The sequence below is a fragment of the Mesorhizobium sp. M0139 genome, from assembly GCF_040322455.1.
Taxonomy (GTDB): Bacteria; Pseudomonadota; Alphaproteobacteria; order Rhizobiales; family Rhizobiaceae; genus Mesorhizobium.
In genome coordinates this window covers 201,694-215,001 of record NZ_JAMYTN010000009.1, presented here as the reverse complement: position 1 = coordinate 215,001, position 13,308 = coordinate 201,694, and the positions used below count along the sequence as shown (strand labels likewise).

At 62.8% G+C, this 13,308-nt stretch carries 10 protein-coding genes; 7 read left to right on the top strand and 3 right to left on the bottom strand.

From position 1 onward, the window contains the following. Positions 1 to 89 precede the first annotated feature (89 nt). A complete protein-coding gene (pdxR, locus tag NKJ58_RS17605; RefSeq protein WP_023669484.1) occupies positions 90 to 1,583 on the bottom strand; it encodes a MocR-like pyridoxine biosynthesis transcription factor PdxR in 1,494 nt (497 codons plus the stop codon). Positions 1,584 to 2,009: 426 nt separating this feature from the next. On the opposite strand from pdxR, the gene pgi reads away from it, so the two are divergent. Both pgi and NKJ58_RS17595 read left to right on the top strand, forming a co-directional pair. Further along, complete coding sequence (gene pgi / locus NKJ58_RS17600) at positions 2,010 to 3,653, top strand: glucose-6-phosphate isomerase (protein ID WP_023731381.1); 1,644 nt, start codon at positions 2,010 to 2,012, stop codon at positions 3,651 to 3,653. After that, the gene (locus NKJ58_RS17595) at positions 3,650 to 4,381 is read left to right on the top strand and encodes an HAD family hydrolase (RefSeq protein WP_023709202.1); all 732 of its coding nucleotides are present in this window, start codon (positions 3,650 to 3,652) and stop codon (positions 4,379 to 4,381) included. Before pgi ends, NKJ58_RS17595 begins: the two co-directional genes overlap by 4 nt. 347 nt (positions 4,382 to 4,728) lie before the next feature. On the opposite strand, the gene NKJ58_RS17590 is transcribed toward NKJ58_RS17595, so the two are convergent. Next, on the bottom strand, positions 4,729 to 5,466 hold the full coding sequence (locus NKJ58_RS17590; protein WP_352853537.1) for a class I SAM-dependent methyltransferase: 738 nt from the start codon (positions 5,464 to 5,466) through the stop codon (positions 4,729 to 4,731). Positions 5,467 to 5,494: 28 nt separating this feature from the next. Next, entirely contained in the window at positions 5,495 to 7,486 is a 1,992-nt protein-coding gene (locus tag NKJ58_RS17585; protein WP_352853535.1) for a long-chain fatty acid--CoA ligase, read from the bottom strand. A 476-nt stretch (positions 7,487 to 7,962) separates the two neighbouring features. Here NKJ58_RS17585 and NKJ58_RS17580 point away from each other — a divergent pair, with 476 nt between their 5' ends. Genes NKJ58_RS17580 through NKJ58_RS17560 form a run of 5 tightly spaced genes read left to right on the top strand, consistent with a single transcriptional unit; the run spans position 7,963 to position 13,202 of the window. Further along, positions 7,963 to 9,561, top strand: coding sequence for an ABC transporter substrate-binding protein (locus NKJ58_RS17580; RefSeq protein WP_023669491.1), 1,599 nt, complete (start codon positions 7,963 to 7,965; stop codon positions 9,559 to 9,561). Between the two features lie 47 nt (positions 9,562 to 9,608). Beyond that, positions 9,609 to 10,616, top strand: coding sequence for an ABC transporter permease subunit (locus tag NKJ58_RS17575; protein ID WP_023669492.1), 1,008 nt, complete (start codon positions 9,609 to 9,611; stop codon positions 10,614 to 10,616). Positions 10,617 to 10,642: 26 nt separating this feature from the next. Next, on the top strand, positions 10,643 to 11,527 hold the full coding sequence (locus tag NKJ58_RS17570; protein WP_050485757.1) for an ABC transporter permease subunit: 885 nt from the start codon (positions 10,643 to 10,645) through the stop codon (positions 11,525 to 11,527). Beyond that, on the top strand, positions 11,527 to 12,372 hold the full coding sequence (locus tag NKJ58_RS17565; protein ID WP_023696764.1) for an ABC transporter ATP-binding protein: 846 nt from the start codon (positions 11,527 to 11,529) through the stop codon (positions 12,370 to 12,372). Before NKJ58_RS17570 ends, NKJ58_RS17565 begins: the two co-directional genes overlap by 1 nt. Further along, the gene (locus tag NKJ58_RS17560; protein WP_023669495.1) at positions 12,372 to 13,202 is read left to right on the top strand and encodes a dipeptide ABC transporter ATP-binding protein; all 831 of its coding nucleotides are present in this window, start codon (positions 12,372 to 12,374) and stop codon (positions 13,200 to 13,202) included. Before NKJ58_RS17565 ends, NKJ58_RS17560 begins: the two co-directional genes overlap by 1 nt. Positions 13,203 to 13,308 lie beyond the last annotated feature (106 nt).

Genomic DNA, 13,308 nt, shown 5'->3' with positions numbered 1-13,308 from the left:
TCAACGCAGCCGAGTATGCCAGAGAGCTAATGCAGAATGTTGGTGATCATGCCAAGGGCCGGGCTGTTCAAAGCCCCGGCACAGGCAAATCAGGCTGCAGCGGGCCTGCGTCCGGCTGCGGTCGCGAGCTCGCGAATACCCGGCTCGATGTGCTGCAGTGCGATCGAGGAAATGCCCAAGCGCATGAAACGCGACGGCTTTTCGGTGCGATCGAAGAAGCGGTCGCCCGGCTCGATGATGACGCTGCGCGAGGCCGCGGCCTCGGCCAGTCCACGTGAATCGGTGCCGCGCGGGCCTTCCAGCCAGAGCGATGTGCCGCCGGCCGAATCGGTCGAGCGCCATTCCGGCAGGAATGCGGAAATCGCATGGACCAGACGCTTGCGCCGCTCGTCGAAGGCCGACGACAGCCGCCGCACCAGCGCCTCGTGATGGCCGAGCGACAGGAACAGCGCTACCGCGCGCTGGTTGTTGGCCGGCGGGTGCCTGAGCATGAAGCGGCGCAGCGCCCTAAGCTCGGAGATTAGTCCAGCCGAAGCGACGATGTAGCCAAGCCGCAGGCCCGGAGCCAGCGTCTTCGACATCGAGCCGACATAGACGACGCGACCCGAGCGATCGAGGCTCTTCAGCGCCTGCTGCGGCGCCTCGTCGAGAAGCTGGCTGTCATAGCCGTCCTCGATGATGATCTGGTTGTGGCGGTTGGCGCGCGCCAGAAGGTCCTGCCGCCGCTCTGCCGACAGCGGCACCATGGTCGGGCAATGGTGGCTGGGGGTGACGAAGACAAAGCCGGAATCGTTGGGGATGGACGAGGTGACGATGCCGGACTGATCGACCGGAACCGGCTGGATTTCGGCGCCTGCCAGGCGGAAGATCGAGCGCGCGTCGGGGTATCCCGGGTCTTCCATCGCGACCTTGGAGCCCTTTGTCATCAGCAGTGTCGCCAGCATATAGAGCGCGTTCTGGGCGCCCAGCGTAACGATGATCTCGTCCGGATTGGCGAAGATGCCGCGCCGCGGCAACAGCCGCGCCTGGATCTGCTCGATCAAGAGCGGATCGTCGCGATCGACCATGTCGGAGGCCCAGTTGCGGATTTCGAGCACGGCCAGCGCCATGCGGTTGCACTCACGCCACTCGGCTGTCGGGAACAGCGCCGGGTCGAACTGGCCGTAGACGAAGGGGTAGGAGGACTTGATCCAGTTGTCGTGCTTGGCCGGTGGCGGCATGTCGCTGGCGGCGATCTGCCTTCGTGCCTTCCAGTCGATCTCGTTTTGCTGGTCCGGCGCCTTCTGGTGCGGCTTGGCGGGGGTGGCCAGCACATCCGGATTGACGAAATGGCCGCGCCGTTCGCGCGCCACCAGGAAACCTTGGTCGACCAATTGCTGGAACGCCAGCACCACAGTGCCGCGTGCGACGCCGAGTTTTTCAGCCAGGATGCGGCAGGACGGAAGCGGCATCGAAGCGGCGATCTGCCGGTCGAGAATGGCGGCGACGATCGCCTGACGGATCTGCGCCTGCAGGGTCTGGCCCGATTCCGCCGAAATCCGGAACAGGCCGGACCATATGGCCGTGTCGTTACGCTGTGGCATGGAAGGTGTTCCTCGATGGCCAGTCTTTTTTGCTTGGCTGGACCAGCGGAAGGTAACCGTGGCACAAGGGGTTGCGCCAATCAATTTTTCTGATCGCTGGGATTTATGCCAGTGATCTATGCGCGACGCGCAGCGTCGTCGCATCCCCGGGTGACGCTTGCGTCATCCCGCAGCGCGACGCCCGCGCGACGCGCAGCGTCGTCGCGCCTCATTATTCCCAGCGCGATGCGAAGCGTCGTCGCTACTCCCATCACATCATCCAGCGCGACGCGCAGCGTCGTAGCTCCATCACATCGCACTATGCTGCACTGCGTCATCCCCACGCATTGAAACATGGGGAATTCGGCTCAATAAGATCAGCGCGACGACACGCGCCGGAAACATCCGGTCTGATAAGATGTCGTGAAAAACGATCAGGAGCCGGCAGTGGATCATTCCTCCTTCGACAAACAGCTTGTCGCCTTGCGTGCTGCGCGCGCGGCGGCATCGGGCACGATGCGCGAGGCGTTTGCCGCGGACCCCAAGCGCTTCGAGACATTTTCGGCCAGCGACGGCGACCTTTTGCTCGACTGGTCGAAATGCGCGGTCGACCAGCGCACGATGGAACTGCTCGAGAAGCTCGCCGCCGCCGCCGATCTCGAAGGTCGCCGGGCCGCAATGTTTTCCGGCAAGAAGATCAACATCACCGAGGATCGCGCCGTGCTGCACACGGCGCTACGGAACCTCTCGGGCAAGGGCGTCACGGTCGATGGCCAGGACGTCAAGGCGGATGTGCTGTCCGTGCTCGACGCCATGGGCGCTTTCGCCGATGCCATTCGCTCCGGCAAGGCCGCCGGCGCCACCGGCAAGAAAATCACCGACATCGTCAACATCGGCATTGGCGGCTCCGATCTCGGCCCGGCCATGGCGACGCTGGCGCTGGCGCCCTATCACGACGGCCCGCGCGCGCACTACGTCTCCAACATCGACGGCGCCCATATCCACGACACGCTGAAGGGCCTGTCGGCCGAAACCACCCTGTTCATCATCGCCTCGAAGACCTTCACCACGGTTGAGACGATGACCAATGCCGAGACGGCACGCGAATGGGTGCAGAAGGCGCTCGGCAAGGAAGCAGTCGGCAAGCATTTCGCCGCCGTCTCGACCGCGCTCGACCTGGTTTCCAAGTTCGGCATCGAAGCGGATCGCGTGTTCGGCTTCTGGGACTGGGTCGGCGGCCGCTATTCGCTGTGGGGCGCCATCGGCCTGCCGGTGATGATCGCCATCGGCCCGCGCAACTTCCGCGCCTTCCTCGATGGCGCGCATGAGATGGACGAGCACTTCCGCACCGCACCCCTGCAGAAGAACCTGCCGGCGCTGCTGGGGCTGGTCGGCTGGTGGCATCGCGTGATCTGCGGTTATCCGGCGCGTGCGGTCATCCCTTATGACCAGCGCCTTTCCAGGCTGCCGGCCTATCTGCAGCAGCTCGACATGGAATCGAACGGCAAGGGCGTCACCCTCGACGGCACGCCGGTGACGACGCCGACCGGACCGCTGGTCTGGGGCGAGCCCGGCACCAATGGCCAGCACGCCTTCTTCCAGCTGCTGCACCAGGGCACCGATTTCATCCCGGTCGAGTTCCTTGCCGCTGCCGTCGGCCATGAGCCTGATCTCAAGCACCAACACGATCTACTGCTTGCCAATTGCCTGGCCCAATCGGAAGCGTTGATGAAGGGCCGCACGCTGGACGAGGCGCGCGCGCAGATGCTGGCCAAGGGCATGAAGCCGGCCGATGTCGACAGAATAGCCCCGCACCGCGTCTTCTCCGGCAACCGCCCCTCGGTGACGATCCTCTACCGCAAGCTCGACCCGCGCACCTTCGGCCGGCTGATCGCGCTTTACGAGCACCGCGTCTTCGTCGAAGGCACTCTGTTCAACATCAATTCCTTCGACCAATGGGGCGTCGAGCTCGGCAAGGAGCTGGCGACCGGCCTGTTGCCAGTCGTGGAAGGCAAGGAGAGCGCCGCCAAGCGCGACGCATCGACGGTCGGGCTGGTGGCGCGCATCCAGCAACTGCGGGGGGCTCAATGAAAAATCCGGCCGACATCAAGGGCATCTTGTTCGACAAGGACGGCACGCTTGTCGATTTCAACGCGACCTGGCTCGGCATCGCCGATTTCATGGCCATGGACGCCGCCGAGGGCGATCGCTGGAAAGCCGACAGGCTGCTTTCGGCGGCGGGCTTCGATTTTGTCGCCAAGCGTTTCAAGCCGGATTCCATCTTCGCCTCGGGCACCAACATGGATGTCGTCGAACTATGGTTCCCGCGCCTGTCCGACGAGGACCAGATGCTGGCCGTCGCCCGCTTCAACGAGATCACCTCGGTGCAAGGCTCATCGATGGCGGTGGCCCTGCCCGGCATCGTCGCGGCGCTGACGGCTCTGCACAAGCGATCCTACCGGCTCGGCGTCGCCACCAACGATTCGACTGCCGGTGCCGAAAAGACCATGGTCACGCTCGGCGTCGCCCAGCTGTTCACCGCCGCCTATGGCTATGACGCGGTCGCCAATCCGAAACCGGCGCCGGACACGATCGTCGCCTTTTGCGACCTGACCGGGTTGAAGGCGTCCGAGATCGCCATGGTCGGCGACAACCGCCACGACCTGGAGATGGCGCGTGCTGGCGGCTGCGGCCTGGCGGTCGGCGTGCTCTCCGGCACCGGCACGCGTGAATCGCTGTCGGCGATCGCCGACGTCGTGCTGGATTCGGTTGCCGACTTGCCAGACTTTCTCTCGGCGCGGGTCAAGGAGACGGTCTGAAGGGGGCCTGGGGCAAACTCAATTCGACTCGAGATTTCCCGCCAATGGCCGAGTTGGGCGAAGCAGCCCATGAAAACTATGGAGCTTCTGGTTTGTTTTCGGACACAGTGGGCCACTCATCAGCAGAGCAAACGTACCCGCATTTGCCGCACCTGATCTTGGCGCTTGCGTTATCGATGTCTTCGCCCGGCTGAAGGTCGAAGCCGCGATTTTCGCACTTTGGGCAAACTGTGAAACCGATACGTTGAACAACTTTAATCCACGCCATTCGACTTCTCCTATCAACGGCTAATCGAATCTATTTTCTGCCCCTTGAGGTTTGTCCACAATGAGTAGAATCCGGCCATTCAGAGCGACTGGGCTTTGCCGCGTCGCGCTAGCAAATCTTCCGGCTCGAACCAAAACACACCGCTCAGCCTGCCCGCAGCGCCCTTCGCGTCACCGAAGTCCGGCACTTGATATTCCGCAACCAATCGTAGCCGCGACAGCGGCAGATCGGCGCGGCGGGGATCGCCGACCAGCACCTCGATGCCGGCTGCCAGGCAGCGGTCGAGGAACGGGATCATCCGCAGAGCAACCTCGCGGCCGTAGAACACGTCGCCGGCAAGCACGAGGTCGACCGCTGGCGGCGGGCCCGTCGTGATATCCTGGTCGACAATGGTGATCTCGACGCCGTTGGCCAACGCGTTGAGGCCGATCGCGGCGACGCCGTTGCGATCGATCTCCGCCGCGATCACCGCGCTGGCGCCGGCCTTGGCGGCGGCGATGCCGACGAGGCCCGAGCCGGCGCCGAGGTCGAGCACGCGGCTACCGGCCACGCTTTGCGGATGGTCGAGTATATAGCGCGCAAGCACGGCGCCGCCGGCCCAGGCATAGGCCCAGTAGGGCGGCTGCGGCTCAGCTTCGTGCTGCTCGGTTTGGCTGCCGTCTTCCGGTCCATAAGCTCGCCACTCGACAAGCCGCCTCAGGCCGCTGCCGGGATGAGCCGTATAGAGCTGGATTTCACGAAGGGCGGGAACGGGCGCAAGCCGCAGGTTCGCCTTGATGAACACTACTGCATCGGGACGCCGACTATCGTCCGCCATCCCGCCGTCGCTTGGCTCGCCGTTCAAACTATTCCCGCAGCGCCCGGCGCAAAATCTTGCCCACCGGCGTCTTCGGCAGTTCGGTCCTGAACTCGATGTATTTCGGCCGCTTGTAGCCGGTCAGGTTTTCGCGACAATACGCAGTGATTGCCTCAACGGTCAGCGCCGGATCCTTCTTGACGATGAACAGCTTCGGCACTTCGCCCGAATGCTCGTCCGGCACGCCGACCGCCGCCACTTCGAGCACGCCCGGATGCTGGGCGACGACTTCCTCGAGTTCGTTGGGATAGACGTTGAAGCCGGAGACCAGGATCATGTCCTTCTTGCGGTCGACGATCTTGGTGTAGCCGCGCTCGTCCATGAAGCCCATGTCGCCGGATTTGAAGAAGCCGTCCTTGGTCATCACCTTGGCGGTCTCGTCCGGCCGGTTCCAGTAACCGGCCATGACTTGTGGCCCGCGGATGCAGATCTCGCCGACTTCGCCCAGCGGCAGGTTGTTGCCGTCATCGTCGCGGATGACGATCTCGGTCGACGGCAGCGGTAGGCCGATCGTGCCGGTGAAATTGCTATCGCTGAACTTGTTGGCGGTGGCCACCGGCGAGGTCTCCGACAGCCCGTAGCCCTCGGTGATCGAATTGCCGGTCAGCGCCTTCCAGCGCTCGGCCACCCCCTTCTGCACCGCCATGCCGCCACCCAGCGTCATGATCAGCGGCTTGAAGTCGAGCTTGCGGAAATCCTCGTTGTTGAGCAGCGCGTTGAACAGCGTGTTGAGGCCGGGGAAAATGTGCATCGGGTATTTCTGCAGCTCCTTGACGAAGCCGGGAATGTCGCGCGGGTTGGGAACGAGCACGTTCTGGGCGCCCTGCTGCATGCCCATCAGCGCGTTCACCGTCAGCGCGAAGATATGGTAGAGCGGCAGTGCGCAAATGAAGTTGAGATGCGCCGGTTTCGGCTTGATCGCATAGGCGTCCTGCAGCCACAGCGTGTTCTGCGCGACATTGGACAGCACATTGGAGTGCAGCAGCACAGCACCTTTGGAAATCCCCGTGGTGCCGCCTGTATATTGCAGGAAGGCGACGTCGCTGGCTTCCATCTTGGCCGGCTTGAAGGCGATGCCGGCGCCGGCCTTCACCGCCGCATTGAACTTGACATGGCCGGGCAGCGACCAGGCCGGCACCATCTTTTTCACCCGGCGCACGACCAGGTTGACGATCGTGCCCTTGAGGCCGCCGAGCATGTCGCCCATCGCCGCGACCACCACATGCTTCACCGCCGTCCTGGCAATCACCGCGTCCAGGGTGCTGGCGAAATTCTCCAGAATGACGATCGCCTGCGCGCCGGAATCCTTGAGCTGATGTTCGAGCTCGCGCGGCGTGTAGAGCGGATTGATGTTCACCACGACATAGCCGGCGCGAAGCACGGCCATCATCGCCACCGGATATTGCAGCACATTGGGCATCATCAGCGCCACGCGTGCGCCTTTCTGCAGGCCCTTCGATTGCAGATAAGCGCCGAAGGCGGCCGATTGCCGCTCGAGTTCGGCATAGGAGATCGACTTGCCCATGCAGACGTATGCCGGCTGGCCGGAAAACTGCTTGCAGGCGCCGACGAGGAAGTCGCCGATCGAACTGTAGGGCAGGGCGCCGATCTCCGCCGGCACCACTTTCGAATAGCTTTTTAGCCATGGCTTTTCCGGCAAGCCCGCGGCAAGCGCCGTCAGCGTATTCGGCAGTTTTTTGGCCGCGCCCGGCGACGGCTTCGAGGCGGGCTTCGCCGCGGCTGTCTTGGCGGCTGGCGGCTGGGCGGGCATGGCAGCGGGTGCTGTCTTCGCGGCGCGCTTGACCACAGGTTTCGCCGCCGGCTTGGCGCTTGCCTTCGCCGGCGTCGAGATTGCCGTCGGCTTGACGGCGGGAGTGGCTTTGGCCGGTGGCGCTTTCGACTTGGCGGCAGCGGCGGCCGGTTTTGAAGCTTTCGCCGCTTTTGCTATCGCCGGGGCCGTTGTCTTTGTTGCTTTCGCCACCTCTAGCCTCCCTCGGTCGTTCTGTTGCCTGCTCCTGCTGCGCCGCCTCGATGTGGTGAGGCGTCCTCCGCTGCAGCGATGTCGCGGATTCCCGGAAAATCCAGCGTGTCACCTATCTATTGCGACTATCGGCGGCCGTGCAAGTCTTGCCCCAGCGGCAGGACGGCAAAGATTTGTCGTCGAAATCCTCCCCGCGACGCCGGCTCGGCAATGCCATCCTGTCGTGTCGGTGGCGAAGCCCGCCCTTGTGGATTTTTGTGCTCAAGATAGGGGCGATAAACGAAAAAATGCGGTCGTTAACAATCCCGTGATTAGCAGATTTTGCTACTTCTTTCTGTAGTTCGTCAAAGACCGAGAAATATTTTCTGCTTACGGTGGGGTAGGCAAACAGGGTGTTCCAAAGCCGGAAAAACGGTGCTTATATGCGCGCTTCGCGAGCCTATAGAGGGGCTTGGAAGAACATCAGGGAGTGCTCAATGAAAAAGAAACTGACTTTTGCAGCCGCGTTGCTGGCTGCAAGCGTCCTCGGCGGTGTGGCCAATGCCAAGACGCTGGTCTATTGCTCGGAGGCCTCGCCGGCCAACTTCGACCCGGGTACCACGACGGGCGGCAACGACTTCGACGCCTCGTCGCGCACCGTCTATTCGCGCCTGGTCGAGTTCAAGCATGGCGGCACCGAAGTTGTGCCCGGTCTCGCCGACAAATGGGAGATTTCGGACGACGGCCTGGTCTATACTTTCCACCTGCATCCGGGCGTGAAGTTCCAGACGACGGATTTCTTCAAGCCGACGCGTGATTTCAATGCCGACGACGTCGTCTTTTCGTTCGATCGCCAGTTCAACAAGGAAAACCCCTGGAACGGCGAGAAGTACCTGCCGAACCTGACCTGGGACTACTACACCGGCATGGACATGCCGAAATACGTTGCCAAGTGGGAAAAGGTCGATGACCTGACCGTGAAGCTGACGCTGACCGAGCCGAACGCGCCGATGCTGGCCAATCTCGGCATGGACTTCGCCTCGATCGTGTCGAAGGAATATGCCGACCAGCTGGAAAAAGACGGCAAGATGGCCGACTTCTCGACCAAGCCGGTCGGTACAGGTCCGTTCCAGTTCGTCGACTACCAGCTGGATTCGGTCATCCGCTATGCGGCCAACCCGGACTACTTCAAGGGCAAGGAAAAGATCGACGACCTCGTCTTCGCGATCACGCCTGACGCCACCGCCCGCATCCAGAAGGTGCTCGCCGGCGAATGCGATATCGCGCCCTATCCGAATCCTGCCGACATCGGCACGATCAAGGCCAACGCCGACGTGACCCTGATGGATCAGGCTGGCCTCAACATCGGCTATATGAGCTACAACACCACCATCCCGCCGCTCGACAAGCCTGAAGTGCGCCATGCGCTCAACCAGGCGATCGATCGGGAATCGCTCATCAAGTCGCTGTTCCAGGACGCTGGCGCCACGCCGGCCGTAAACCTGATCCCGCCGACCATGTGGTCGTGGAACAAGGACGTGAAGTCCGACGCCTATGATCCGGAAGCCGCCAAGAAGGTGCTGGCCGATGCCGGATTGAAGGAGATCCAGCTTTGGGCCTCCGACCGCGTCCGTCCCTACAACCCGAACTTCCAGCGCGCCGCCGAACTGATCCAGGCTGACTGGGCCAAGGTCGGCGTCAAGGCGGAAATCGTCAGCTACGAGTGGACGAAGTACCGCGAAGAAGGCAAGAAGAAGGAACGCCCGGGCGCCTTCCAGATCGGCTGGACCGGTGACAATGGCGATCCGGACAATTTCTTCGCCACGCTGTTCGCCTGCTCGGCCATCGGCGTGTCGAACTACTCCAGCTGGTGCGACAAGGACTTCGAGGATCTGATCCAGAAGGCCAAGAAGACCAGCGACCAGGCCGAACGCACCAAGCTCTATGAAGAGGCGCAGGTTGTCTTCCAGAAGCAGGCTCCGGCCTTCCTCATGGCACACAGCCAGGTTTACGCAGTCGTGCGCAAGAATGTCAGCGGCTTCATGATGGACCCGCTCGGCATTCATCGCTTCGACGGCGTCGACAAGGCCGAATAGAACTGTTAGGCGGGCGGCGCGCAATCAGGCGCCGCCCGCTTTTCAAGATGCTCCGATATCTCCTAAACAAAATCGTCTTGGTGCTGCCGACGCTGATCGGCATCACCATCTGCGCCTTCGCTTTCGTCAGGCTGCTGCCCGGCGATCCCATTCTTGCCATGGCCGGCGAGCATGGCGTGTCGCCCGAGCGTTACGCGGAACTGAAGGAACAGTTCGGCTACAATTTGCCGATCTGGCAGCAATACGCGCATTATGTTCGCGATGCCGCGACCGGTAATTTCGGCGTGTCGATTTCGTCCAAGCGGCCGGTCATCGAAGATTTCATGACGCTCTTCCCGGCAACCATCGAGCTCTCAGTCTTCGCCATGATCTTCGCCATGGTGCTGGCCATCCCGGCCGGCATCATTGCTGCGGTCAAACGCGGCTCCTGGTTCGACCAGGGGCTTATGGGCACCGCCCTCGTCGGCTATTCCATGCCGATCTTCTGGTGGGGCCTGCTGCTGATCATCTTTTTCTCCGGCTATCTCGGCTGGACCCCGGTTTCAGGCCGCATCGGCCTTCAGTTCTTTATCAAGCCGATCACCGGCTTCCTGACCCTCGACAGCCTGCTCTACGGCAAGTGGGATGCTTTCCGCTCGGCATTGAGTCACCTGGTGCTGCCGACAATTGTGCTCGGCACCATCCCGCTGGCGGTGATCGCGCGCCAGACGCGCTCGGCCATGCTCGAAGTGCTGGGCGAAGACTATGTGCGGACCGCCCGCGCCAAGGGCCTGTCGTCGTCCCGCGTCATCGGCGTGCATGCGCTGCGCAATGCGCTGATCCCTGTGGTCACCACCATCGGCCTGCAGGTCAGTACCCTGCTCGCCGGCGCCATTCTCACAGAAACCATCTTCGCCTGGCCGGGCATCGGCAAGTGGATGGTCGAATCCATATCCAAGCGCGACTATGTCGTCGTGCAGTCAGGCTTGCTGTTGATCGCCCTTATCGTCATGGCGGTGAACCTGATTGTCGACGTGCTTTATGCCGTCATCAACCCGCGCATCAGGGCGGCGTGATGAGCCAGTCGACCGAAATCGCCCCGATGGCCGCCGGCAACCCTGACCGTCTGACCGGCTTCAGGACCTTCTGGCACTATTTCTCGGTAAACCGCGGCGCCGTCATCGGCCTGTTCGTCTTCATCCTTTTGGTGCTGGCCGCGCTCTTTGCACCGCTGCTGGCACCCTATGCGCCCGACATCCAGGACAAGACAGCTTTCCTGCGTCCGCCGGCCTGGCAGGCAGGCGGCAGCATGGAATATCTGCTTGGCACCGACGCCGTCGGCCGCGACATGCTCTCGCGCCTGCTCTATGGCGCGCGTTTCTCGCTGCTCATCGGCGCCGTCGTGGTCACGCTGGCGCTTGTCGGCGGCATCACGCTGGGCCTTTTGGCCGGCTATTTCCGGGGCTGGGTCGACGTGGCGATCATGCGGGTCATGGATCTGATCCTGTCCTTCCCGTCGCTGCTCTTGGCGCTGGTTCTGGTCACCATCCTCGGCCCCGGCCTGTTCAACGCCATGCTGGCCATCGCGCTTGTCCTGCAACCCCACTTTGCCCGTCTGGTGCGCGCTGCCGTCATGGCCGAAAAGAGCCGCGAATATGTGGTCGCCGCCAAGGTCGCCGGCGCCGGCCATATAAGGCTTATGCTGCGCACCATCCTGCCCAACTGCCTGGCGCCGCTGATCGTCCAGGGCACGCTGTCCTTCTCCAACGCCATCCTGGAGGCGGCCGCTCTCGGCTTTCTCGGCCTTGGCGCCCAGCCGCCGACACCGGAATGGGGAACCATGCTCGCCTCGGCGCGTGAATTCATCCTGCGCGCCTGGTGGGTGGTGACCTTCCCCGGTCTGGCCATCCTCATCACCGTGCTTGCCATCAACCTGATCGGCGACGGTCTGCGCGATGCGCTCGATCCGAAGCTGAGGAGGTCGTAATGGCGCTGCTCGACATCCGCAATCTCGTCGTCGAGTTCCAGACCGCATCCGGCCCGTTCCGCGCGGTCGATGGCGTCTCGCTCCATGTGAACGAACGTGAAGTGCTGGCCATCGTCGGCGAATCCGGCTCCGGCAAGTCGGTGTCGATGCTGGCTGTGATGGGGCTGTTGCCGTGGACGGCGACGGTCACTGCCGACGAGATGAGCTTCAACGGCCGCGATCTCCTGAAGATGAGCCCGGCCGACCGGCGCAAGATCGTCGGCAAGGACATGTCGATGATCTTCCAGGAGCCGATGGCCAGTCTCAATCCGTGCTTCACCGTCGGCTTTCAGATCGAGGAGGTGCTGCGCTTCCATATGGGCATGGACAAGGCCCAGCGTCGCGAGCGCGCCATCGAATTGCTGACGCAGGTCGGCATTGCCGAGCCGGCCGAACGGCTGAACTCGTTTCCGCACCAGATGTCGGGCGGCCAGTGCCAGCGCGTGATGATCGCCATCGCCATCGCCTGCAATCCGAAGCTTCTGATCGCCGACGAGCCGACCACCGCGCTCGACGTCACCATCCAGAAGCAGATCCTCGACCTGCTCGTGTCGCTGCAGGTTAAATACGGCATGGGCCTGATCATGATCACCCACAATATGGGCGTGGTCGCCGAGACGGCCGACCGCGTCATCGTCCAGTACAAGGGCCGCAAGATGGAAGAGGCCGACGTGCTGTCGCTGTTTGAATCGCCGAAGAGCAATTACACCCGCGCGCTGTTGTCGGCGCTGCCGGATAATGCCGTCGGCGACCGGCTGCCGACCGTCTCGGACATGCTGTTCGAACCAGCTGCCGGGGGCGTCTGATGAGCATCAAGGTCGTCGAAGGCAAGGACATCGTGCGCGACTATCACGTCGGCGGCGGCCTGTTTCGCGGCGCGCGCACCTTGCATGCGGTCAAGGGCGTCTCGTTCAGCGTCGACAAGGGCAAGACGCTGGCCATCGTCGGTGAATCGGGCTGCGGCAAGTCAACGCTGGCGCGCATCATCACGCTGATCGATCCGGCAACGTCGGGCGAACTGTTCATCGACGGCAACAAGGTCGACATCGCAAGGAACGGCCTGACCAGGGAGATGCGCCGCAAGGTGCAGATCGTCTTCCAGAACCCTTACGGATCGCTCAATCCGCGCCAAAAGATCGGCGATGTGCTGGGCGAGCCGCTGCTCATCAACACCGACAAGCCGGCCGAAGAGCGGCGCGACCTCGCCATGAGGATGCTGAAGAAAGTCGGCCTCGGAACCGAGCACTACAATCGCTATCCTCACATGTTCTCGGGCGGCCAGCGCCAGCGCATCGCCATTGCCCGCGCGCTGATGCTGAACCCGAGCCTGCTGGTGCTTGACGAACCGGTCTCCGCGCTCGATCTTTCGGTGCAGGCGCAGGTGCTCAACCTGCTCGCCGACCTGCAGGACGAATTCCAGCTGACCTATGTCTTCATCAGCCACGATCTGTCGGTCGTGCGCTACATCGCCGACGATGTGATGGTGATGTATTTCGGCGAAGCCGTCGAATACGGCTCGCGCGAGGAGGTCTTCGCCGACCCCAAGCACAACTACACCAGGACGCTGTTCGCCGCGACGCCGCGCGCCGACGTCGCCTCGATCAAGGCGCGGCTGGCGAAGAAGAAGGCCGCCTGACCTCTCACCGAGAATTGTTTTTGAACAATCGGAAATGCGTCGCGGCGGTGGTTTGCCGGCAGGATTGATCGCGATCTGCGAGCTGCCGGGCGCAAGCCGCGTCGCA